Origin of the sequence: Mesorhizobium sp. M9A.F.Ca.ET.002.03.1.2, from assembly GCF_003952365.1 — a bacterium.
Classification (GTDB): domain Bacteria; phylum Pseudomonadota; class Alphaproteobacteria; order Rhizobiales; family Rhizobiaceae; genus Mesorhizobium.
Genome location: NZ_CP034443.1, coordinates 2068250 through 2089995 on the forward strand (window position 1 = coordinate 2068250; position 21746 = coordinate 2089995).

The 21746-nt window shown below is 64.0% G+C and carries 19 protein-coding genes; 8 read left to right on the top strand and 11 right to left on the bottom strand.

Going from position 1 to position 21746, the window contains the following annotated elements:
* Window positions 1-23: 23 nt before the first annotated feature.
* Window positions 24-2303 (top strand): NADP-dependent malic enzyme, encoded by a 2280-nt coding sequence (locus tag EJ066_RS10295; protein ID WP_126037329.1) that lies wholly within the window; start codon window positions 24-26, stop codon window positions 2301-2303.
* A 173-nt stretch (window positions 2304-2476) separates the two neighbouring features.
* Here the strand turns inward: EJ066_RS10295 and EJ066_RS10300 are convergent, their stop codons facing one another.
* Complete coding sequence (locus EJ066_RS10300; RefSeq protein ID WP_126037331.1) at window positions 2477-3136, bottom strand: hypothetical protein; 660 nt, start codon at window positions 3134-3136, stop codon at window positions 2477-2479.
* Between the two features lie 419 nt (window positions 3137-3555).
* Window positions 3556-4548, bottom strand: a complete 993-nt coding sequence (locus EJ066_RS10305) for an adenosine kinase (protein ID WP_126037333.1) — start codon at window positions 4546-4548, stop codon at window positions 3556-3558.
* Window positions 4549-4850: 302 nt separating this feature from the next.
* Here EJ066_RS10305 and EJ066_RS10310 point away from each other — a divergent pair, with 302 nt between their 5' ends.
* Complete coding sequence (locus EJ066_RS10310) at window positions 4851-5546, top strand: sulfate transporter family protein (RefSeq protein ID WP_126037335.1); 696 nt, start codon at window positions 4851-4853, stop codon at window positions 5544-5546.
* A 415-nt stretch (window positions 5547-5961) separates the two neighbouring features.
* Here the strand turns inward: EJ066_RS10310 and EJ066_RS10315 are convergent, their stop codons facing one another.
* From EJ066_RS10315 to EJ066_RS10340, 6 genes are all read right to left on the bottom strand, one after another.
* Window positions 5962-6957, bottom strand: coding sequence for a proline racemase family protein (locus EJ066_RS10315; protein ID WP_126037337.1), 996 nt, complete (start codon window positions 6955-6957; stop codon window positions 5962-5964).
* Window positions 6958-6971: 14 nt separating this feature from the next.
* Window positions 6972-7775: an oxaloacetate decarboxylase gene (locus EJ066_RS10320; protein ID WP_126037339.1), complete on the bottom strand. Its 804-nt coding sequence runs from the start codon at window positions 7773-7775 to the stop codon at window positions 6972-6974.
* 69 nt (window positions 7776-7844) lie between these two features.
* Window positions 7845-8711, bottom strand: coding sequence for a hypothetical protein (locus tag EJ066_RS10325; protein WP_126037341.1), 867 nt, complete (start codon window positions 8709-8711; stop codon window positions 7845-7847).
* An 81-nt stretch (window positions 8712-8792) separates the two neighbouring features.
* A complete protein-coding gene (locus EJ066_RS10330; RefSeq protein WP_126037343.1) occupies window positions 8793-9461 on the bottom strand; it encodes an HAD family phosphatase in 669 nt (222 codons plus the stop codon).
* A 150-nt stretch (window positions 9462-9611) separates the two neighbouring features.
* Window positions 9612-10097, bottom strand: a complete 486-nt coding sequence (gene dut / locus EJ066_RS10335; RefSeq protein WP_126037344.1) for a dUTP diphosphatase — start codon at window positions 10095-10097, stop codon at window positions 9612-9614.
* An 84-nt stretch (window positions 10098-10181) separates the two neighbouring features.
* Complete coding sequence (locus tag EJ066_RS10340) at window positions 10182-10652, bottom strand: Lrp/AsnC family transcriptional regulator (RefSeq protein WP_126037346.1); 471 nt, start codon at window positions 10650-10652, stop codon at window positions 10182-10184.
* A gap of 116 nt (window positions 10653-10768) precedes the next feature.
* Here EJ066_RS10340 and EJ066_RS10345 point away from each other — a divergent pair, with 116 nt between their 5' ends.
* Window positions 10769-11023 carry a DUF6356 family protein gene (locus EJ066_RS10345; protein ID WP_126037348.1) on the top strand — a complete coding sequence of 85 codons (255 nt, stop codon included), beginning with the start codon at window positions 10769-10771 and terminating at the stop codon, window positions 11021-11023.
* A gap of 92 nt (window positions 11024-11115) precedes the next feature.
* Here the strand turns inward: EJ066_RS10345 and EJ066_RS10350 are convergent, their stop codons facing one another.
* Entirely contained in the window at window positions 11116-12195 is a 1080-nt protein-coding gene (locus EJ066_RS10350) for an FAD-binding oxidoreductase (protein ID WP_126037350.1), read from the bottom strand.
* Between the two features lie 143 nt (window positions 12196-12338).
* On the opposite strand from EJ066_RS10350, the gene EJ066_RS10355 reads away from it, so the two are divergent.
* Entirely contained in the window at window positions 12339-13931 is a 1593-nt protein-coding gene (locus EJ066_RS10355; RefSeq protein WP_126037352.1) for a peptide chain release factor 3, read from the top strand.
* Between the two features lie 169 nt (window positions 13932-14100).
* On the opposite strand, the gene EJ066_RS10360 is transcribed toward EJ066_RS10355, so the two are convergent.
* Window positions 14101-14574, bottom strand: a complete 474-nt coding sequence (locus EJ066_RS10360) for a VOC family protein (protein WP_126037354.1) — start codon at window positions 14572-14574, stop codon at window positions 14101-14103.
* A gap of 273 nt (window positions 14575-14847) precedes the next feature.
* On the opposite strand from EJ066_RS10360, the gene ilvD reads away from it, so the two are divergent.
* Window positions 14848-16692 (top strand): dihydroxy-acid dehydratase, encoded by a 1845-nt coding sequence (gene ilvD / locus EJ066_RS10365; protein ID WP_126037356.1) that lies wholly within the window; start codon window positions 14848-14850, stop codon window positions 16690-16692.
* Window positions 16693-16859: 167 nt separating this feature from the next.
* Here ilvD and EJ066_RS10370 read toward each other — a convergent pair whose 3' ends face one another.
* A complete protein-coding gene (locus tag EJ066_RS10370) occupies window positions 16860-18614 on the bottom strand; it encodes an ABC transporter ATP-binding protein (RefSeq protein WP_126037358.1) in 1755 nt (584 codons plus the stop codon).
* A 245-nt stretch (window positions 18615-18859) separates the two neighbouring features.
* Here EJ066_RS10370 and EJ066_RS10375 point away from each other — a divergent pair, with 245 nt between their 5' ends.
* From EJ066_RS10375 to EJ066_RS10385, 3 genes are all read left to right on the top strand, one after another.
* On the top strand, window positions 18860-20146 hold the full coding sequence (locus EJ066_RS10375) for an amidohydrolase family protein (protein ID WP_126037360.1): 1287 nt from the start codon (window positions 18860-18862) through the stop codon (window positions 20144-20146).
* Between the two features lie 137 nt (window positions 20147-20283).
* Window positions 20284-20538: a hypothetical protein gene (locus EJ066_RS10380; RefSeq protein ID WP_126037362.1), complete on the top strand. Its 255-nt coding sequence runs from the start codon at window positions 20284-20286 to the stop codon at window positions 20536-20538.
* 254 nt (window positions 20539-20792) lie between these two features.
* On the top strand, window positions 20793-21713 hold the full coding sequence (locus EJ066_RS10385) for a DMT family transporter (RefSeq protein ID WP_126037364.1): 921 nt from the start codon (window positions 20793-20795) through the stop codon (window positions 21711-21713).
* Window positions 21714-21746 lie beyond the last annotated feature (33 nt).

A 21746-nucleotide genomic window follows, 5' to 3' on the forward strand; every position in this document is an offset into this window, starting at 1 on the left:
CGGGTGAGGAAACCGAAAGCATCATGGCCAGGAAAACCGAAAACAACGGCCCCTCCGTCAGTGCGCAGGAGGCGCTGGATTTCCATGTCATGGGCCGGCCGGGCAAGCTGGAGATCGTCGCCACCAAGCCGATGGCGACGCAGCGCGACCTCAGCCTTGCCTATTCGCCGGGCGTCGCGGTTCCCGTCCTCGCCATCGCAGAGGATCCCAGCCGCGCCTTCGACTACACGGTGCGCGGCAACATGGTCGCCGTCATTACCAACGGCACCGCCATCCTCGGCCTCGGCAATCTCGGCGCGCTGGCCGCCAAGCCGGTGATGGAAGGCAAGGCGGTGCTGTTCAAGCGCTTCGCCGATGTCGATTCCATCGATCTCGAGATCGACACCGAGGACGCCGACGAGTTCATCAATTGCGTGCGTTACCTCGGCCCGTCCTTCGGCGGCATCAACCTGGAAGACATCAAGGCGCCGGAATGCTTCATCATCGAGCAACGGCTGCGCGAGCTGATGGACATACCGGTCTTCCATGACGACCAGCATGGCACCGCCATCATCTCGGCCGCCGGCCTGATCAACGCGCTCAAAGTTACCGGCCGCGACATGAAGACCACGAAAATGGTCTGCAACGGGGCGGGCGCGGCCGGCATCGCCTGCATCGAGCTGATGAAGGCGATGGGTTTTTCGCCCGAAAACATCATCCTCTGCGACACCAAGGGCGTCGTCTTCCAGGGCCGCACCGAAGGCATGAACCAGTGGAAGTCGGCGCATGCGGTCAAGACCAAGGCGCGCTCGCTGGCCGAGGCGCTGGACGGCGCCGACGTGTTCCTCGGCCTCTCCGCCAAGGGCGCGCTGACCACCAAGATGGTGCTGTCGATGGCTGAGAAGCCGATCATCTTCGCCATGGCCAATCCCGACCCCGAGATCACGCCCGAGGAAGTGGCGGAGATCCGCACCGACGCCATCATGGCCACGGGGCGTTCGGACTATCCGAACCAGGTCAACAATGTGCTTGGTTTTCCTTACATCTTCCGCGGCGCGCTGGATGTGCGGGCCACCACCATCAACGACGACATGAAGATCGCCGCGGCGCGCGCGCTCGCCGAACTCGCGCGCCAGGACGTTCCCGACGACGTCGCCGCCGCTTACCAGGGCAACCGGCCGAAATTCGGCCCCAACTACATCATCCCGGTGCCGTTCGACCCGCGCCTGATCTCGGCCATTCCGATCGCGGTCGCCAAGGCGGCGATGGATAGCGGCGTCGCCCGCAAGCCGATCCTCGATCTCGACCGCTACGCCCAGGAGCTTTCCGCCCGCCGCGACCCGATCGCCTCGACGCTGCAGCGCATCTACGACCGCGTGCGCCGCCAGCCCAAGCGCATCGTCTTCGCCGAGGGCGAGGAGGAGCAGGTCATGCGCGCCGCCGTCTCCTACGTGAACCAGCGGCTCGGCACCGCCATCCTGCTCGGCCGCGACGACGTCATCAAGGAGAACGCCAGGAACGCCGGCATCGAGCTCGACAGGCAAGGCCTCGAGATCATCAACGCCAGACTGTCGCGCCGCAACGGCGTCTACACCGACTATCTGTACGAGCGCATGCAGCGCAAGGGCTTCCTGTTCCGCGACTGCCAGCGTCTGATCAACAACGACCGCAACCACTTCGCCGCCTGCATGGTGGCGCTGGGCGACGCCGACGGCATCGTCACCGGCGTCACCCGCAACTATTCGACGGCGCTCGACGACATCCGCCGCGTCATCGACGCCAAACCCGGCCACCGCGTCATCGGCGCCTCGATCGTGCTGGCGCGGGGCCGGACCGTGATCGTCGCCGACACCGCCGTGCACGACATGCCGAATGCCGAACAGATCGCCGACATCGCCGAGGAAGCGGCCGGCTTTGCCCGCCGCATGGGCTATGAGCCAAGGCTCGCCATGCTCGCCTATTCCACCTTCGGCCATCCGCAGGGCGAGCGCTCCGAACGGGTCCAGGAAGCGGTGCGCATCCTCGACAAGCGGCGCGTCGATTTCGAGTATGACGGCGAGATGGCCGCCGACGTGGCGCTCAACCCGCGTGCCATGGCGCAATACCCGTTCATCCGGCTGACCGGGCCGGCCAATGTGCTGATCATGCCGGCCTTCCACTCGGCCTCGATCTCGACCAAGATGCTGCAGGAGCTCGGCGGCTCGACCGTCATCGGCCCGCTGCTGGTCGGCCTGAACAAGCCGGTTCAGATCGTCTCGCTGAATGCCAAGGACAGCGACATCGTCAACATGGCGGCTATCGCGGCGTATTCGGCGGGGACTTGAAAGCGGTCCGCATCGCCGATGCCAGGGCGGCGGCACGCCGTTTGCCGCAAACTTTCTTCGCGCGAGCGCCGATGGGCCCTGTGGTGGTTCGGCTCGCCGCCGTCATTCAATCGGTAGGCAAAAAACCTTCCCCCGCATGCGAGGGAAGGCCAGACACTTGACATAGCGACGGCTCATTCCCAGTCGCGGCAGCTCAGATAGGCATGCCGCCAGTAGCGCCAGCCGGTCGTCTTCCATTTCCAGAACTCATAGCCGCAGCCGCCATGGTCGGCAGCGACGATCGTCACGCCGCCCCACGCCCAGGAGCCGTGCTTGTGGTGGTGATTGCCATGGTGGCCGCCATGGCCGCCATTGCCAGGCTTGCATCCGACGATCTTGCAAGGCAGACCTTTGCGCTGATGCTTAAGGATCGGCGGTTTGGCTTTGCAGCCAATCGCAGCGCAGTCGATTTTCGCCTGTATCCTGGGGCGGATCTTGTCGGTAAACGGCAGTTTGCCTGACGGCCTGAGGGTTTCGGTGCGGCGGGCGAGGCGAACATGCGGCGTCGCCGGGCCTTGCTTCACGGCCTGTGAAATACCGTGCTTTATCTTGAGGTTGCTCCCTTCGGCGTGGGCGCCGTTCGTGACGGCCATGGCCCCCACGATCGCGGCCAGCAGCAAGACGACACCGGCGCGTTCGATCTTGAACATCGATGTCAGGCGCGCCACGCCTTTGGCGAGCACGGCCGATCTTTCCTGATGTGCGCGCGCTGCGGCGCCGGTATAGAGCGCCTCATACTGCGTCGGCGTCAATGCGTCGGGATCGACGCCGTCGACTGTTACGGAAGTAGACATTTTCCGGATCCTTCAGTTGGTTGGCGGCCTCGGCCGCGATTGGGTCAGATGAGTGGCCGGCTTGATGCCGGGAGCGTTTCGTCTTCAACGGAGCCGTCCCGTCGGGTCGCTCCATGGCGCGGCTTTTCGCTCCGGACTGTTTCGGACGAATGCCGAAATTCAACCGAATTGTTTCAATTGTTGCGGCCCGCGCAGTGCGCCGGACCCTTGCAGGCGGGCTTCTTTGGACAGGCGGGAGGTATTGACCGCTGTGGCGATGCGGCCCGTGAAGCACACGATAGAATGCCGGCCTCGACACGCCGGATCAGATCGTCGCGCTCAACGCCAGGCTTCAGACATCGTGAATATGGCGGCGGTTGCCGCTTTTACGGCAGCGATCGACCTCTTCCTTCTCCCACAAGGGAGAAGGAAGGAGTCACCTACAGCAGCCCCGCCAACTCGGCCTCGCGGCGCAAATTCTGCCTCGGCCTTGGCCCGAGCTGCTGGATGACCAATCCGGCCGCCAGCGAGCCGAGATCGCCGCAATCCTTCAGGCTGCGGCCTTGCGTGTAGCCGTAGAGGAAGCCGGCGGCATAAAGGTCGCCGGCGCCGGTGGTGTCGACCAGCTCGCGGATCTTGGTCGCGCCGACGGTGACGGTCTCGTCGCCGCGCACGATGACCGAGCCCATTTCGGAGCGGGTGACGGCGGCGACCTTGCAGTCCTTGCGGATCTGGGCCAGCGCCTCGTCGAAGGAGGCGGTCTGGTAGAGCGACTTGATCTCGTGGGTGTTGGCAAAGACGATGTCGACGGTGCCCGAGCGCATCAGGTCGAGGAACTCGTCGCGGTAGCGGTCGACGCAAAACGAATCCGACAGCGTCATCGACACTTCGCGCCCCGAGGCATGCGCGAGCATCGCCGTCTGCCGGATCGCCTCCTTGGCGCGCGGCGGGTCCCACAGATAACCCTCGAAATAGGTGACCGCCGCACCCGAAGCCTTGTCGGCCTCGACATCCTCCGGGCCGAGCTCGATGCAGGCGCCGAGATAGGTGTTCATCGAGCGCTCGCCGTCCGGCGTGACGAAGATCATCGAGCGCGCCGTCGGCGGCTGGCCGTTGAGCGGCTTGGTGTCGAAGGCGACGCCCTGCGCGTGGATGTCATGGGCGTAGATTTCGCCGAGCGGGTCGTTCGAGACCTTGCCGAAGAAGGCGGCGCGACCGCCGAAGCTGGCGACGCCCGCCGCCGTGTTGCCGGCGCTGCCGCCGGAGGCTTCGATGGCCGGGCCCATGCGGCTGTAGAGGAGCTCGGCGCGCCTCGTGTCGATCAGGTTCATCGCGCCCTTGATGATGCCGTTCGTCTCCAGGAATGCCTCGTCGCACTGGGCGATGATGTCGACAATGGCATTACCGATGCAAAGCACGTCATAATCCGGCATCAATGATGTCTCCGTCAAAAACCCACCGGCTTTCTGCCACGCCGGCCGCGGGCGGGTCTAGCGATTTGATGCGGCTTTGCCTAGCCAACAAATACGGCGCGCGCTGGATGCGTCATCACGGTTGGACAATGATCGAAGCATTTCTTCCGTGCCTTGCCTATAGGGATGGCGTAGTCGATCAACGTCCCTCGAAGGTTGCGGACCCGCCATGACGCGTCGCGTCTCCGCCTATCTCGCAGATGTTCCGTTCGATTTGGGCCTGTTCTATATAGGCCCTGTTTGACATAGGAGTTGGAAACGCCGTGATCTTCGACGCCGCCCGCGCCGCCGCAAGCCGGCTGTTCTCGCCCGAATTCCGCTCGGTGTTCGTGAAGACGCTGGGGCTGACCTTGCTGACGCTGGCCGCACTTTGGTTCGCCATCGAGGGCCTGTTCGAGTGGCTGGCCTTGCCTTGGATCGACGCTTGGCTGCCCGGGCTGCCGTCCTGGGCCGGATGGCTGGGCGTCATCGTCGCCGGTATCGGCCTTGCACTGGGGCTGGCGTTGCTCATCGCGCCGGTGACGGCGATCATCGCCGGCCTGTTTCTCGACGACGTCGCCGAAGTGGTCGAGCGCACCGACTATCCCAATGACCCGCCCGGCCGTGCCATGCCGGCGCTGCGCTCCCTGGTGCTGGCGATAAAATTCTTCGGCGTCGTCATGTCAGGCAACATCGTGGCTTTGCTGCTTCTGCTGGTGCCGGGCATCAACATCGCCGCCTTCTTCGTCGTCAACGGCTATCTGCTGGGACGCGAGTTCTTCGAATTCGCCGCCATGCGCTTTCGCCCGGAAGCCGAGGCAAGGGCATTGCGCAGGAAACATGCCGTCACGGTGTTCCTCGCAGGGCTGGTCATCGCTGCCTTCCTCACTGTCCCGCTGCTCAACCTTCTGACGCCGCTCTTCGCCGCCGCCATGATGGTGCACCTGCACAAGGCGATCAGTGCGCGGGAAGCGAACTGACTGCTCGCCCGCTCGCTACTTGGCTCAGGTCGAGTTCCTTCGCGCCCCCCTCTGTCCTGCCGGACATCTCCCCCACGCGGGCAGGGCAATCGCATATGGCAGCGCCTGCCCCCCACTCCGGCCACTGCGCGGCCACCTCTCCCCATGACATGGGGGAGAGGAAACCCAAGCCTTTCAAGGCCGCGACCATGGCGACCGGCGTTTCTTCTCCCCCACTTTGTGGGGAGAGGTGGCTCGGCGAAGCCGAGACGGAGTGGGGGAGCGCCATATGCGATTGCCCTGCCCACGCGGGGGGAGATTGGACATCGTCGTCGTTTTCACCAATCGCCAACGTTGCAGCAAGGCGCTGCGGACGAAGCTTCCGATCTCCCCCATGTGGGGGCGCTGTCCTGCCAACCTCTGAGATCTCTGACCATCAGCGCAGCAGAAAACCCTTGCCCAGTTCGTCGTCGGGCTCGACGATGAATTCGGCCCGGCCGCAGTAGTAGGCGCGGCCGCCGACACGGGCGATGATGGCGTCATGCGACCCGGCTTTGGCCGTCCGCGCCACGCTGCCGGAAAAGCGCGAGCCGGCGATGCTCTCGAACACCCGCGTCTGGCCGGCAATCTGGCCCTTGGCATGCATCGCCGCCAGCCGCGCGGTGACGCCCGAGCCGGTCGGCGAACGGTCGACCTCGGCCTCGGCGAAGACGCAGACGTTCCTAGTCGGGGTATCGGAAAATACGTCCCGTCCGTCGGTCAGGATGGTGCCGTAGAGAAAGGCAAGATCGGCATGGTCGGGGTGCGACAGCGGGAACTCGGCCTTGAGCCTGTCGGTCAGCGCCGTCGCCGCATCGACGAAATCGCGCACGCGGCTTTTGCCGAACTCCAGCCCGAACTGGCGGCAATCGGCCAGCGCATAGAAGGCGCCGCCGTAGGCGATGTCGAAGCCGATCGCGCCGAAGCCGGGCAATTCGATCTCCTGGTCGCGGGCGAACAGAAAGGCCGGCACGCTTTCGAACGACACCGCGCCGGCCTTGCCGTCCTGCACCTCGACCGAGGCGACGACCAGCCCGCACGGCGCTTCGATGTTGACGGTCGTCACCGGCTCCTGCCGCGCCACCAGCCCTTCGTCGACGGCGTAGCGGCCGAGCGCGACGATGGCGTGGCCGCACATGGTCGAATAGCCTTCATTGTGCATGAACAGCACGGCGAGATCGGCGCCGGGCAGGTCGGGCTCGACCAGCAGCGCGCCGTACATGTCGTAATGGCCGCGCGGCTCGAATATCAGGAGCTTCCTGAGATGATCGAGGTGGTCGCGCACATAGGCGCGTTTTTCCAGGATCGTGCCTTTCGGGATCTGCGGATAACCGCCGGTGACGATCCGCAGCGGCTCGCCGCCAGTGTGCATGTCGACGACGGTGAGTCTCATGCGTCGGGGCCCATCTAAGCCAAGGATTCGGCAAACAACGCCTGCAGCTTGCCGAAAGGCATGGCGTCGCGGCTGAAGCCGAAGGTGCCGTCCTGCTGGATCTCGCGCGCCGCGGTTTCCAGCATGCCAAAGGCGAAATTGGTGAGTCCGGACCCGAGCGAGATACGCTTGACACCTGCCTGGGCGAGGTCGTCGATGGTGAAGTCGGGCCTCGCCAGGACATTGACCGGCCTGGTCAGCGCCGAGCAGATGATCTGCACCGTCTCGATGTCGCCGATGCCCGGCGCGTAGAGCACGTCGGCGCCGGCCTTCTCGAAGGCCTGCAGCCGCTTGATCGTGTCGTCGATGTCGGGTCTGCCCCACAGGAAATTCTCGGCCCGCGCGGTGAAGACGAAATCGTGTTTCAGCGCCCGCGCCGCCTCCGCCGCAGCGGCGACGCGCTCGACCGCATGCGAAAAATCGTAGATCGGCTTGTCGGGCTCGCCGGTGTGGTCCTCGATCGAGCAGCCGGCGAGGCCCGCCGCTTCGGCCGCGAAGATGGTCTCGGCGGCACTTGTCGCGCTGTCGCCCTTGCCTTTCTCGAGATCGGCCGAGACCGGCAGGCCGGTCGCCGCCGTCACCTCGCGGCAATGGTGGATCATCGCGTCGAAGGTCACCGCGCCATCGGGCAGGCCGCGCGAAAAGGCAAAGCCGGCGCTGGTCGTCGCCAGTGCCTCGAAACCGAAGGAGGCCAGAAGCTTCGTCGTGCCGACATCCCAGGGATTGGGCATGACGAAGATCGAGGCATGCAGGTCGCGAAAAATCTTGCCCTTGTCCATGGATGCTCCCCAGAGTGCGTAGCGTATTTTACCCTGCCACCGCCCGCCGGGCAAACGAATGCGATTGGCTCAGAAGCGTTTGGCATTCTCTCCTGCCAATTTGTCCAATGCGTCGGAATCCTTGACGTATGCGGCCCCGTCCCAATGGTAGGTGACGGAGATGTCGCGTGAGGAAGCTTCGGGCGCCGCCTCGTCGCAACTTTCGCCATTCGGCCCTGCGGCTTCAGTCACTATGGCATCGGTCACCGTGGCCTGGATTGCCGCATAGGGCTGGCCGTCCGCAACGGTCTCAAGGGCCAATTCCTGCGTGCGCTTGTAGGCGCACAGAGACTCGTCGAACGTGTGGATCACGTCGATCAGTTCGAAACTGTCGTCGCGGACCAGGATCAGCGGCGTGCCGACGTAGCCCTGGTTCGAATTGAAATGCGTGCTCAGCGTAATGATGACGTCATCGCCAGGCCCGATCGGCAGCTTGCCCGGATCGCGGAAATAGGTGCTCCGGTCGACGGCGACATTGACAGCGTCGAGCAGTCTCGGCTTGCCGGCAAGATCGTAAAGCGCCAGCACCGCGAAACCCTCGGCACTGTCGGCGGAGCCGCCGAGGTCGAACAGCATCGCCAGCCGATGCTTGCCGCCGGCCTTGATGTTGAGCGCTGCGGCGTTGGAAAGGCTCGACGTCTCGGGCGGCTGGCCACCGCTATCGGGACCCTCGATATGGCGCATCTCGATCGGCATGGAACCCCGGTAGAAGCCGTCCTTGTCCGCCGCCAGATCGGAAATGACCATTCTGGCGAGATCGAGATAGGTCGTGTCCCCGTGGCCGGGGACGGGGCTGCCGAGGTCCGGAAAGCTGACGCCTTGCGCGCCGGCCGCGGTCCACGGACATGGCAGCAGCAGCAGACAGGCGAGGATGAAGCGAAGCAGGGTGCGATGCATGCGTTCCTCGAACTGTCGAGCCTTCGCAAGCTAGCACGGACGACCGAGGCGTACAGCCGGATAAGAAGGCTGAATATCAGATCAGTGGATCGGCACCAGCCCGGCCAGTTCGCGCATGTCGTCGAACAGAACGCCGCCAGCCTCGGCGAGGCCGTCGCGGTCGGAATGCGGGTCGCCGTGATAGGAAAACACCCGCATGCCGGCGGCAATGCCGGCCGATGTCCCGGCGACGCTGTCCTCGATGACGATGCAGTCGGCGGGCGCGAAGCCCATCGTGCTTGCGGCATGCAGGAACAGGTCGGGAAACGGCTTGCCGCGCGAGACCATGGTCGAGCTGAACAGCGCATGCTCGAACAGCGGCAGCAGACCTGTCTGGCCGAGCGTGATGTGCATTTTCGAAACCCGCGCCGATGAGGCGACGCAAGTTGCGATGCCGGCCCTATGCACGGCTTCGATGAACTCCCGAACATAGGGGACGGTTTCGACGCCATGCGCGAACAGGTCCGGCAGGCCGGCGTTCCAGCGCTCGACGAAATCAGCGCCGAGGCTGACGCCGGTCGCCTCGACCTCCTTTTGCACCGAGGCCATGCTGCGGCCGGAGAAATTCTTGCGGCAATATTCGAAGCTCGCCGGAAAGCCGGCGGCAACAAGCCATTCGGCGAGGCGCCGATTGGCCAGGTTCTCGGTGTCGACCAGGACCCCGTCGCAATCGAAGATGACCAGTTTGGGTAGGGATCGTGTTTCAGTCATATTGAACCCTTCTACCGGAGGGAATTTGGGTCAAGGTCGAGGTCTTCGGCGCAGGCCGTGCTGGTAGCACGGCCAAGTCCGAAGGCCGAAGGATTTGGCTCGAATTCACCCGTTAGAAGGGTTCAATATGACTGAAACACGACCCAGACATCAGGCCGTGCCGGTCGATCCGAACCCGCCGGAGCCGCGCGTCGTGCCACCGGCCAGTGTGCGCTCCTCGACCGTCGCCTGCATCACGGACGCAAAGACGATCTGGGCGATCCGCATGCCGCGCGTCACCGCGAAATCCTCGTCGCCGAGGTTGATCAGCAGCACCTTCACCTCGCCGCGATAGTCGCTATCGATGGTGCCCGGCGTGTTTAGGCAGGTGAGGCCGTGCTTGAAGGCGAGACCCGAGCGTGGCCGGACCTGACCTTCCATGCCTTCCGGAATCTCCAGGATCAGCCCGGTCGGCACCAGGGCGCGTTTTGCCGGCAGGATCAGCAGCGGCCGGTCGTCCGGCACCGCGGCGCGCAGATCCATGCCGGCGGCGCCCGGGCTTTCATAGGCGGGAAGCGGCAGGCCTTCGCCATGCGGCAGCCTGACGAAGCCGACGGCCGGACCGATGACGGAGGAGGGATAGAGTGCTGCGCGCATGAGGCTGATCCTATCGCCGCCAAAGCCGATTCGGTCAACTCGGCGGCAATGCTATCAACGACTTTCTTTCAGCGCGGTTCCGCTTCAGCGCAGTTCGACGGGAACGACCGTGGTCTCCTTGATCTCCTCCATGACGAAGGAGGCCGAAACGTCCGACAACGCCACCTTGGCGATCAGCCGCTGATAGAGCCGGTCATAAGCCCTGACGTCGGCGACGCGGGCGCGCAGCACATAGTCGAGGTCGCCGGACATGCGGTAGACGCCGGTGATCTCGGGAAAGCCGGTCACCGCCGCGCGGAATTTCTGCAGCCAGTCCGGATCGTGATTGGAGGTGCGGACCAGGATGAATACCGAAAGGCCAAGGCCGAGCTTGTCGGCATCGACCAGCGCCACCCTGCCGGTGATGACGCGATCCTCCTCAAGCCGCTTCACCCGGCGCCAGCAGGCGTTGCGCGACAGCGACACCCTTTCCGACAATTGGTCGACCGACAGTGTGCCGTCGCGTTGCAGTTCGGCCAGCAATCTTCGGTCGATCTCATCGATGTTCAGCGTCATGTGGGATGTTTGTCCCAATAATTGGCCAAATACAAGGATGATTTGGGACCAATGAACCGGAGCTTCGTGTCAGTCTGCTTATTCATCGGGTCTGCATGCCCGGCAGGAGGATCGACATGACGGCACGGCTCGCAAGACTTTTCACCTCACACCCGGCTTCGGTGGGCGAAACCTATTTCGGCCACATGGCTTTCGCCGCGTGGTTCTCGTCGCGGCTGTTCATGGCGGCTTTCGCCGCGCTCGTTCACGCTTTCTTGCCGTTCTTGTTCGATTCCACGGCAAGCGGAATCATCCGCGAGCTTTACGAGCGGACGCACAACAGGGGCTCACACGCGGGCAAGGAGCCTGCGGCTCTCACGGACCGCGCCTGAAGGAAGATCGAGCGGTTTGCCAGTTGGGCGGCCTATCCATCCTGTCGGTCATCGCCCTCACAAGGGGAGATCGGCAGGAACACTCCAGGACACTAAACATTGGCAAACCGCCCCAGCCCGTAAGGCTCAAGCAGCGGATCGCGCTCGCCCTCCAGGATTTCCCGGGTGGCGAACAGGCCGACGGCGGGTGCCAGCGTGATGCCCGAATGCATGACGGCGACATAAAGGCCGCTCACGCCCTCGGCCCGTCCAACGATCGGAAAGCCGTCGATGGGTGTTGGCCGGTAGCCGACCGTGTAAAAATCCAGCTCCAGCCCGTCGGCGCCGCGCAGCATGCCTTTCATCGACGCAAACAGCTCGCGGGCGGTGGCTTCGGCATCCATACCCGGATCGGCGCCGCCGAAATCCGAACCGGCGATGATGCGGCCCTCGGCAGTCTGGCGCATATGCAGCCGGTCGCCGATCACCAAACCGTTGAGCAGCTTTTCGTATGGGCGCGAATGGATGATCAGGCCGGGCGGCGTCTCGATCGGCAGGTCTACCCCGGCCGTCGCGGCGATCGCCGGAGCGCCGGCCCCCGCCGCGATGACCACCTCGTCGGCGGCAATGCGTCCGCCTGAAATATCCACGCCGGTAACCCTGCCGTTGGCCTCCACCAACGCGGTCACGGCGGTTCCGGTCGTCACTCGCGCGCCGCGCCGCTCGGCATCGGCCAGCAGCGCCCGCGTGGCCGCGACCGGCTCGGCGACGCCTTCCCCAGGCACATGCAGGGCGAAATCGGGAAGCTCGGCAAGATTGGGCTCGATGCGTGCGGCCCCCGCACGATCGACGCGCTCGATGCCATAGCCCCAGGCGGAATGCCCTGAGGCATAGGCTTCCAATTCGGCAGCCGGCAGGTCCCAGCACAGGCCGCCGCACCAGGCGAGCGGAATGCCGGGCAGGTCCTGTGCCAGCCGCGTCCACTCGGCCATCGAACGGGTGCGCAGCCGGAAATACGGTTCTGGATTGCCCCAGCTGGCATTGATCCAGGCAAAGGAATTCGGCGTGGCGACGCCGCCGGCGCCGCTGTCTGCGAGGACCGTCACCTTCGCTCCAGCCTTCGCCAGATGCCAGGCGATGGACGCGCCGATAATGCCGGCGCCGACGACGATGACTTGCTTGGCTGCGCTCATGGATGGTCCTTTGTCGAATCGGGTCTTCTGATGCCGTTGCGGCGACCCTATCTCAAGACCGGACGGGGGCCATCCGCCCAAAACCGTTCGACAGGCCACAAAAGCGCTGCTAGAAGCCCGCGCCACAGACAGGATTCCTAAAATTGGCTGAAGACATCGAAAACGCGGTATCGCGCCGCCGCACTTTCGCGATCATCGCGCACCCCGACGCCGGCAAGACGACGCTCACCGAAAAGCTGCTTCTGTTCGGCGGCGCCATCCAGCTTGCCGGCGAGGTCAAGGCCAAGAAGGACCGCATCCAGACCCGCTCGGACTGGATGAAGATCGAGCGCGAGCGCGGCATTTCGGTCGTCACCTCGGTGATGACCTTCGAGTACGAGGATAATGTCTTCAATCTGCTCGACACGCCCGGCCACGAGGATTTCGCCGACGACACCTACCGCACGCTGTCGGCGGTCGATGCGGCGGTCATGGTCATCGACGCCGCCAAGGGCATCGAGCCACGCACGCTGAAGCTGTTCGAGGTCTGCCGGCTGCGCGACATCCCGATCATCACCTTCGTCAACAAGATGGATCGCGAAAGCCGCGACCCGTTCGAGATCCTCGACGAGATCGAGCAGAAGCTGGCGCTGGACACAGCGCCCATCACCTGGCCGATCGGTCGGGGAAAAACCTTCTCCGGCACCTATCACCTGGCGCTGAACGCGGTGCGCAAGGGCGACGCCGAGAAGGAGCGGACGCCGGTCAACGGCCCGGATTCCAACCGCGTCGCCGGCCTGTTGCCGGAAAACGAGCGCGAGGATTTCATCGAGGAGTTGGAACTGGCGCGCGAAGCCTGCCGTCCGCTCGACATCGACGCGTTTCGCGAGGGCCATCTGACGCCGGTCTATTTCGGCTCGGCGCTGCGCAATTATGGCGTGCGCGACCTGATCGAGGCGCTTGGCGCCTACGGGCCGCCGCCGCGCGCGCAGGAGGCCGACACCCGCAAGGTCGAGGCGACCGAGGACAAGATGACGTCGTTCGTCTTCAAGATCCAGGCCAACATGGACCCCAACCATCGCGACCGCATTGCCTTCGTTCGCGTCTGCTCGGGCAAGCTCGAGCGCGGCATGAAGGCCAAGCTGGTGCGCACCGGCAAGCCGATGTCGCTGTCGGCGCCGCAATTCTTCTTTGCCCGCACCCGCGTCACCGCCGACGAGGCTTTTGCCGGCGACGTCGTCGGCATCCCCAACCACGGCACGCTGCGCATCGGCGATACGCTGACCGAGGGCGAGGAGATCCTGTTCCGCGGCGTGCCGAATTTCGCGCCGGAAATCCTGCGCCGCGTTCGGCTTGGCGATGCGATGAAGGCCAAGAAGCTGAAGGAAGCGCTGCACCAGATGGCCGAGGAAGGCGTCGTGCAATTGTTCTCGCCGGAGGATGGTTCGCCCGCAATCGTCGGCGTCGTCGGCGCGCTGCAGCTCGATGTCTTGAAGGAGCGGTTGAACGTTGAATATTCGCTGCCGGTCGATTTCGAGATGTCGCGCTTTTCCGTCTGTCGCTGGATCTCCGCCGACGACAAGGCCGAGGTGCATCGTTTCATCGAGGCGCATCGCGGCGACATCGCCCGCGACCTCGACAACGATCCGGTGTTTTTGGCCCAACACGCCTTTTCGCTCAACTACGAGGCCGAGCGCTGGAAGGCGATCCGCTTCGCCGCGGTCAAGGATTATCAGGTGAGAGACAAGGCGGCTTGAAGCACGGCCTTCCTTCTCCCCTTCTTGTGGGAGAAGGTGGATTGGCGCGAAGCGCCAAGACGGTTGAGGGGTGCTGGACAGAGCGCTGTCTTGCCAAGCTGGAACACCCCCCTCATCCGTCACCTTCGGCGACACCTTCTCCCACAAGAAGGGGAAAAGGAAAGATCGCTCAGCCCTTGGCCGCCTCTTCGATCTTGGCGATGTCGATCTTGCTCATCTGCATCATCGCCTGCATGACACGGCCGGCCTTTTCCCTGTCGGGGTCCTGCAGCAGCTTCGGCAACTGCTCGGGAACGACCTGCCAGGAAAGGCCGAATTTGTCCTTCAGCCAGCTGCACTGGCTGGGCTCGCCACCGCCCTCGATTAGCCTGTTCCAGAAATGGTCGACCTCTTCCTGCGTCTTGCAGTTGATGGACAGCGAGACTGCCTCGGTGAACTTGAATTGCGGCCCGCCGTTGAGCGCCTGAAACTGCACGCCGTCGAGCTCGAATTCGGCCACCAACACCTTTCCCTCATTATCGCCGCTGCCCTTGGGCCAGCGCATCACGCTCAGCACCTTCGAATTCTTGAAGATGGAGATGTAGTGGTTCATCGCGTCCTCGGCCTGGTCGTCAAACCACAGGCAGGGGGTGATCTTTTGCATTTGCTTGCTCCTCGGCTGTTGCAGTTGGCTATCACAGTGAAACGGCCTGGCTTGGCGTTGGTGTTATTTGCCCTGCCGCTTGCCCAAGGACGCCCGGTAGGCACGCAATCCGACAGTGCCATCGATCTTTTCTGCGGATCTGGGAATTTTCCTGGGAAATGTGGCGCACTGCAAAATTGTGGCCAGACCAGGCTTCGGCGTCTATAACGCCTGCGATCCGAATTCAGCGCCGTCGCGCCATCCGTGGCGCGGCCAGCCAGCTAAGGAAAGTTCATGCCCGCCTATCGTTCCCGCACCACCACCCATGGCCGCAACATGGCCGGCGCCCGCGGCCTGTGGCGCGCCACCGGCATGAAGGATTCGGATTTCGGCAAGCCGATCATCGCCGTGGTCAATTCCTTCACCCAGTTCGTGCCGGGCCATGTCCATCTCAAGGATCTCGGCCAGCTGGTTGCCCGCGAGATCGAAAAGGCCGGCGGCGTCGCCAAGGAATTCAACACCATCGCCGTCGACGACGGCATCGCCATGGGCCACGACGGCATGCTCTATTCGCTGCCGTCGCGCGAACTGATCGCCGACTCGGTCGAATACATGGTCAATGCCCACTGCGCCGACGCCATGGTCTGCATCTCCAATTGCGACAAGATCACGCCGGGCATGCTGATGGCGTCGCTGCGCCTCAACATCCCGACCGTCTTCGTCTCCGGCGGGCCGATGGAAGCCGGCAAGGTGGTGCTCGCCGGCAAGACGCAGGCGCTCGATCTGGTCGACGCCATGGTCGCGGCCGCCGACGACAAGATCTCCGACGAGGATGTCAAGACCATCGAGCGCTCGGCCTGTCCGACCTGCGGCTCCTGTTCGGGCATGTTCACCGCCAATTCGATGAACTGCCTGACCGAGGCGCTCGGCCTGTCGCTGCCCGGCAACGGCTCGACGCTGGCGACGCACGCCGACCGCAAGCGGCTGTTCGTCGAGGCCGGTCATCTGATCGTCGATCTCGCCCAGCGCTGCTATGAGCAGGACGACGACACCGCACTGCCGCGCAGCATTGCCTCGAAGGGCGCCTTCGAGAACGCCATGACGCTCGACATCGCCATGGGCGGCTCGACCAATACCGTGCTGCACATCCTGGCTGCCGCGCATGAGGGCGAGGTCGATTTCACCATGGAGGATATCGACCGGCTGTCGCGGCGGGTTCCGGTGCTGTGCAAGGTGGCGCCGGCCAAGGCCGACGTCCACATGGAGGACGTCCATCGCGCCGGCGGCATCATGGCCATCCTCGGCCAGCTCGACAGCGCCGGCCTGATCAACCGCGACCTGCCGACGGTGCACACGGCAAGCCTTGGCGAAGCGCTCGATCACTGGGATATTTCGCGCACCACCAGCCAGAACGTCCGCGATTTCTTCCTTGCCGCACCGGGCGGCGTACCGACGCAGGTCGCCTTCAGCCAGGACCGCCGCTGGGACGAGCTCGATCTCGACCGCGAGAAGGGCGTCATCCGCTCGGCGCAGACGCCTTTCTCGAAAGACGGCGGCCTTGCCGTGCTGAAAGGCAATCTGGCGCTCGACGGCTGCATCGTGAAGACCGCCGGCGTCGACGAATCCATCCTCAAATTCACCGGCCCGGCGCGCGTGTTCGAAAGCCAGGACGCCAGCGTCAAGGCGATCCTCTCGAACGAGATCAAGGCCGGCGATGTCGTCGTCATCCGCTACGAGGGGCCGCGCGGCGGCCCCGGCATGCAGGAAATGCTCTACCCGACCAGCTATCTCAAGTCGAAGGGGCTCGGCAAGGCGTGCGCGCTGGTCACTGATGGCCGCTTCTCCGGCGGCACATCAGGCCTGTCCATCGGCCATGCCTCACCGGAAGCGGCCGAAGGCGGGCTGATCGGGCTGGTACAGGAGGGTGACACGATCGAGATCGATATCCCGAACCGTACCATCCATCTCGCGGTGAGCGACGCCGAACTCGCAGCGCGCCGCGCGGCGATGGAGGCCAAGGGAGCTGCCGCCTGGAAGCCCGAGGAAAAGCGCAAGCGCAAGGTGACGACGGCCTTGCGCGCCTATGCCGCTTTCGCCACCAGCGCCGACAAGGGCGCGGTGAGGCGCGTGCCGGAGTAGCGCGGTTCTTCCCTTCTCCCCCTGTGGGAGAAGGTGGCCGAGCGAAGCTCGGTCGGATGAGGGGTGTTCCAGGGAACGCCGGCGTCTCATTCCGGCCAGCACCCCTCAACCGTCTTGGTGCTGCGCGCCAATCCACCTTCTCCCACAAGGGGAGAAGGGAAATGCTGCTACGGCATCAGCTGATACTCATAAAGCTTCTGATAAAGCCCGCCCTGCTTGAGCAGTGTTCGATGCGCGCCGCTTTCCACCACCTTGCCGGCTTCCAGCACCACGATTGTATCGGCCTGGTGCACGGTCGATAGGCGGTGGGCGATGACGATGGTCGTGCGCCCGACCGTCAGCTGTTGCAGCGCGTCGCGAAACAGCGCCTCGGATTCGGCGTCGAGCGCGCTGGTCGCCTCGTCGAGAAGCAGGATCTCCGCATTGCGCAGCATGGCGCGCGCGATCGAAATGCGCTGGCGCTGGCCGCCGGAAAGCAGCGCGCCGTTCTCGCCGACTTCCGTGTCGTAGCCTTTCGCCATGGCGGTGATGAAGTTGTGGGCATTGGCCGCCTTGGCGGCTGACATCACGTCCTCGTCGCTCGCGTCCTGCCGCCCGAGGCGGATGTTGTGCATCACCGTGCCGGCGAACAGGAACGTGTCCTGGCTGACATAGGCGATCTTCTGCCGCAGCGAAGCGAGCGTAGCGTGCGCAATATCCTGGCCATCGAACAGCACCTTGCCGCCTTGCGGGTCGTACATGCGCATGATCAGGTTGAGCATGGTCGATTTGCCGCTGCCCGAAGGTCCGACCAGCGCCGTCATCTTGCCGGGCGCGAAGGTCAGGTCGAAGTGTTCCAGCACGGGTTGGCCGTCCTGGTAGGAGAAGCTCACATCGTCGAACCGGATCTCGCCCGGGCCTTGCAGAAGCGGCTTGGCATCGGGTTTTTCGGCCAGCGTCAGCGGCCGGTCGGCCAGTTGGAACATCATGCGCACCCCGACCATGCCGGTCTCCAGCGAGATGCGGACGCGGGCAAGGCGCTTTGCCGGCTCGTAGGCAAGCAGGAGCGCGGTGATGAAGGCCATGATGCTGCCGGGTGTCTGCCCGCCCTGCACGACGAGAACGCCGCTGACCAGGATGACGCCGGCGATGGCCAGCCCGGCCAGTGTTTCCATGATCGGGCTGGTGCCGGCCTCCAGCGTGGCGATGCTGTTGGCCCGGCTTTCGACATCGGAAACCGCCTTGTGCATACGCTTGCGCATCGAATCCTCGAGATTGAAGGATTTGACGACACGCACGCCGATCGTTGTTTCCTGCATCACCTGCACGATCTGTCCGATGGAGCGGAACTCCATTTCGGTGATCTTGCGGATTCGCTTGAGGATGCGGTTGACGAAATAGATCGCCGCCGGTCCGACAATGAAGGAAACCAGCGACAGCGCCGGTTGCTGGATAAACATGACCAGCAGCAGGCCGATGAGCGAAACCAGATCACGCACGAACGACGTGACGACGAGGTCGAGCACCCTGCGCGCGGCCTGCGCGTTGTTGGTCATGCGGGTGATCAGGTCGGACGAGGAGGTCGAGTGGTAGAATTCGATGCCTTGCGCCAGGATCCGGTCATAGATCTTGCGCTGCCGGTCGGCGATGATGCTGTTGCCGACCCGGCTGAGGAAATAGGCCTGGACGAAGGTGGCGAGCCCCTTGATGATGAAGATGGCGGCGACCGCGGCTGCGATCAGGTAGATCCGCTTGACGTCCCGCGAGATCATGAACTCGTTGGTGATGTCGCGCATGATCCAGGCGCTGGCTGCCGTCATGCCGGCCACCACCAGCATCGCCAATATGGCGATGCTGTAGCCGAACATGTGTTTGCGGAACGATTCCCTGAGCAGCCTCACGATGAGGTGCAGGTTCTCCGACGAGCGGAAAAATCGAAACAACCGGCTGATCCCTGAACCGCGACAACGAAAGGCGGCTTATAGAGCGAGTTGCGGCCGGATGGAACCATTCGCCGCCGCGGAAGGAAGCGGCTGCGGCAACCTGTGCGCCACGATGCGCATAACCCCCGTAAATCGGAATCGATTTTCGCTGGGGATCATGCGCAAAATCCAAGTGCTGCAGCGACCTTTGCGAGTCCAGGAGGACGCGCAGCGCTGTAGTATGATTCTGAAAAGGATGACGACAGATGAATTTCGACCTTATCGTCCGCGGCGGCACGCTGCCCGACGGCACGATCGCCGATATCGGCATCGTCGGCGAGACGATCGCGGCCATCGAGCCCGAACTGAACGTAACCGCGGGCACGGCGATCGACGCGCATGGCAATCTGATCTCGCCGCCTTTCGTCGATCCACATTTCCACATGGACGCCACGCTCTCCCTGGGCATCCCGCGCGTCAACGCGTCGGGCACGCTGCTGGAAGGCATTTCGCTGTGGGGCGAGCTGAAGCCGCTGCTGACGCACGAAGCGGTGCGCGAGCGCGCGCTCGCCTACTGCGACTGGGCGGTGTCGATGGGCCTGCTCGCCATTCGCACCCATGTCGATGTCTGCGATGACAGGCTGCTGGCGGTCGAAGCCTTGCTCGACGTGAAGAAGACGGTCGCGCCCACCATCGACCTGCAACTGGTCGCCTTCCCGCAGGATGGGTTCTATCGCTCGCCGACGGCGCGCGACAACACCATCCGCGCGCTCGACATGGGCATCGACATCGTCGGCGGCATTCCGCATTTCGAGCGCACCATGGTCGACGGCACGCGCTCGGTGACGGAACTGTGCGAGATCGCGGCAAAGCGCGGTCTCATGGTCGACCTGCATTGCGACGAGACCGACGACCCGTTGTCGCGCCATATCGAGCAGCTTGCCTATGAGACGCAGCGCCTCGGCCTGCAAGGCAGGGTCGCCGGCTCGCATCTCACCTCGATGCACTCGATGGACAACTACTATGTCTCGAAGCTGTTGCCGCTGATCGCCGAGGCAGGCGTCTCGGCGATCCCCAATCCGCTGATCAACATCATGCTGCAGGGCCGCCACGACACGTTTCCCAAGCGCCGCGGCCTGACGCGGGTCAAGGAGATGCTGGCCCACGGCATCCGTGTCGGCTGGGGCCAGGATTGCGTGCTCGACCCCTGGTATTCGCTGGGCACCGCCGACATGCTCGACGTCGCCTTCATGGGTCTTCACGTCGCCCAGATGTCGAGCCCGGCCGACATGGCGCGCTGCTTCGACATGGTCACCAATGTCAACGCCGCCATCATGGGCCTCGACCATCTCGGCCTGGCGGTCGGCAAGCGCGCCAGCCTCGTCGTCCTCGATGCCGGCGATCCGGTCGAGGCCTTGCGTCTGCGCCCCGAACGCCTGTGCGTGATCGCCAGGGGCAAGGTGGTGGCCGAGCGGGCCAGGCAGGACACGCGGCTTTCGATCGCGGGGCGGCCGGGAACGGTGAACCGCAGGCATCGTCCGCCCATGTCATGACCAGGAATTGTCATGACCGATAGTGGGCAGGCCCAACAGGACGGCGGACCTGCATCAAGCCGCGCGCGTCGATCAGATTGATAGGATCCAATCTTAAGTCTACAGTCAGTCTCCACTTTTACGCCGAGGAGGACAGCATGTGGTACAAGACGGCGATGGCGGTCGCGCTGGCCGCAATCTGTACAGGCTGCATGACGGCGGAAGACCGCCGTGCCGCGGACGAGGCGAAATGCCGGTCCTACGGCTTCGTCAGGAAGAATGATGCCTTCGCCGAATGTCTGCAGCGCATCGATCTCGCGCGCCGCGCGGATCTGAGAAGCGCGTCGGCTTTCGATCCTTGGGACCGGCCGGTGATCTATCGTCCGATCATCATCCGGCCGCGGCCAAAGTAGGCCGTCCAGGCGCCGTTTCGATCATATTCATCGGTCTAGGCCCAGCCGATTTCCGGCTCTGGTCTGGCCGGATTCCCTATTTCCGCTCGTCAAAGCGGCTGCTTGCGTCTACGACGCGGCTCCATCCAAAGCGCGTCTGAAGAGATTCATGCGACGCGCTTTGGGTGTTTATCTTATGCATGTCGTTGCCCAAAACCGCTGCGCACTTTTGGGCGACCTGCATTGGCTTTCATGCGGGAGGAAGCGACATCGGTATGGCACAGCCAACAGCCCGGAATTCGACGATGAGGAACGTGCTTTTGGCCGGCATTCTGCTGATGCTGGCCGGCGATTTCCTGTTTGCGTTGAACGATGCGATGGGCAAATGGCTGGTCACCAGCTTTTCGGTCGGCCAGGTCGTGCTGATCCGTTCCATCGGCGCCTTTTTCGTGCTCGGCCCGATGATCGCGCGTCAAGGCACGGCCAGGCTGTTCCGCATGGAGCGCCTTGAGCTGCAGGTCCTGCGCGTCGTCATGACGACGCTCGACACGGCGCTGTTCTATGCCGCCGTCGTCTATCTGCCGCTCGCCGACGTCATGAGTTTCTACATGGCGGGGCCGATCTACGTAGCGGCGCTGTCCCATCTGCTGCTCGGTGAAAAGGTCGGCTGGCGCCGCTGGATGGCGATCCTGGTCGGCTTCTGCGGCGTGCTGATCATGCTGAAGCCGTCATCGGCGGCGTTTTCGCTGTCGTCGACCTTCGCGCTGGCCGGAAGCATTTCATTCGCCTTCGCCATCATCCTCAACCGTCGGCTGCGTGGCACCAGCGACACCTCGCTCGTTACCTGGCAAACCATCGGCACATTGCTGGTCGGCGGAGTTCTCACCATCGGCAACTGGCAGACGCCGTCCTCGCTCGATTTCGGCGCCATGCTGCTTCTCGGCGTCGTCTCCTGCGGCGCGCATCTGATGATCACCAGGGCGCTGAAGCTGGCGCCCGCCTCGACGCTGGCGCCGCTGCATTACAGCCTGCTGCTGTGGGCCGTTATCTTCGGGCTTGCCTTCTTCGGCGACGTGCCCGGCCCGCGCATCCTGATCGGCTCAGGCATCATCGTGCTGGCCGGCCTGTTCATCTTCCATCGTCAGAAGGTGGTCGACACGGTGCCGCCCGAAAACGTGCCGAAGGGCGTCAACTAAGGTCCAGGTTTCTGGTACCTGACGCTCAGATTT

Bases quoted from the DNA above. Each gene is read 5' to 3' on its own strand.
- EJ066_RS10295 (WP_126037329.1), top strand. From the start codon at position 24: ATGGCCAGGAAAACCGAAAACAACGGCCCCTCCGTCAGTGCGCAGGAG.
- EJ066_RS10300 (WP_126037331.1), bottom strand. From the start codon at position 3,136: ATGTCTACTTCCGTAACAGTCGACGGCGTCGATCCCGACGCATTGACG.
- EJ066_RS10305 (WP_126037333.1), bottom strand. From the start codon at position 4,548: ATGCCGGATTATGACGTGCTTTGCATCGGTAATGCCATTGTCGACATC.
- EJ066_RS10315 (WP_126037337.1), bottom strand. From the start codon at position 6,957: ATGAGACTCACCGTCGTCGACATGCACACTGGCGGCGAGCCGCTGCGG.
- EJ066_RS10320 (WP_126037339.1), bottom strand. From the start codon at position 7,775: ATGGACAAGGGCAAGATTTTTCGCGACCTGCATGCCTCGATCTTCGTC.
- EJ066_RS10325 (WP_126037341.1), bottom strand. From the start codon at position 8,711: ATGCATCGCACCCTGCTTCGCTTCATCCTCGCCTGTCTGCTGCTGCTG.
- EJ066_RS10330 (WP_126037343.1), bottom strand. From the start codon at position 9,461: ATGACTGAAACACGATCCCTACCCAAACTGGTCATCTTCGATTGCGAC.
- dut (WP_126037344.1), bottom strand. From the start codon at position 10,097: ATGCGCGCAGCACTCTATCCCTCCTCCGTCATCGGTCCGGCCGTCGGC.
- EJ066_RS10340 (WP_126037346.1), bottom strand. From the start codon at position 10,652: ATGACGCTGAACATCGATGAGATCGACCGAAGATTGCTGGCCGAACTG.
- EJ066_RS10345 (WP_126037348.1), top strand. From the start codon at position 10,769: ATGACGGCACGGCTCGCAAGACTTTTCACCTCACACCCGGCTTCGGTG.
- EJ066_RS10350 (WP_126037350.1), bottom strand. From the start codon at position 12,195: ATGAGCGCAGCCAAGCAAGTCATCGTCGTCGGCGCCGGCATTATCGGC.
- EJ066_RS10360 (WP_126037354.1), bottom strand. From the start codon at position 14,574: ATGCAAAAGATCACCCCCTGCCTGTGGTTTGACGACCAGGCCGAGGAC.
- ilvD (WP_126037356.1), top strand. From the start codon at position 14,848: ATGCCCGCCTATCGTTCCCGCACCACCACCCATGGCCGCAACATGGCC.
- EJ066_RS10375 (WP_126037360.1), top strand. From the start codon at position 18,860: ATGAATTTCGACCTTATCGTCCGCGGCGGCACGCTGCCCGACGGCACG.
- EJ066_RS10380 (WP_126037362.1), top strand. From the start codon at position 20,284: ATGTGGTACAAGACGGCGATGGCGGTCGCGCTGGCCGCAATCTGTACA.
- EJ066_RS10385 (WP_126037364.1), top strand. From the start codon at position 20,793: ATGGCACAGCCAACAGCCCGGAATTCGACGATGAGGAACGTGCTTTTG.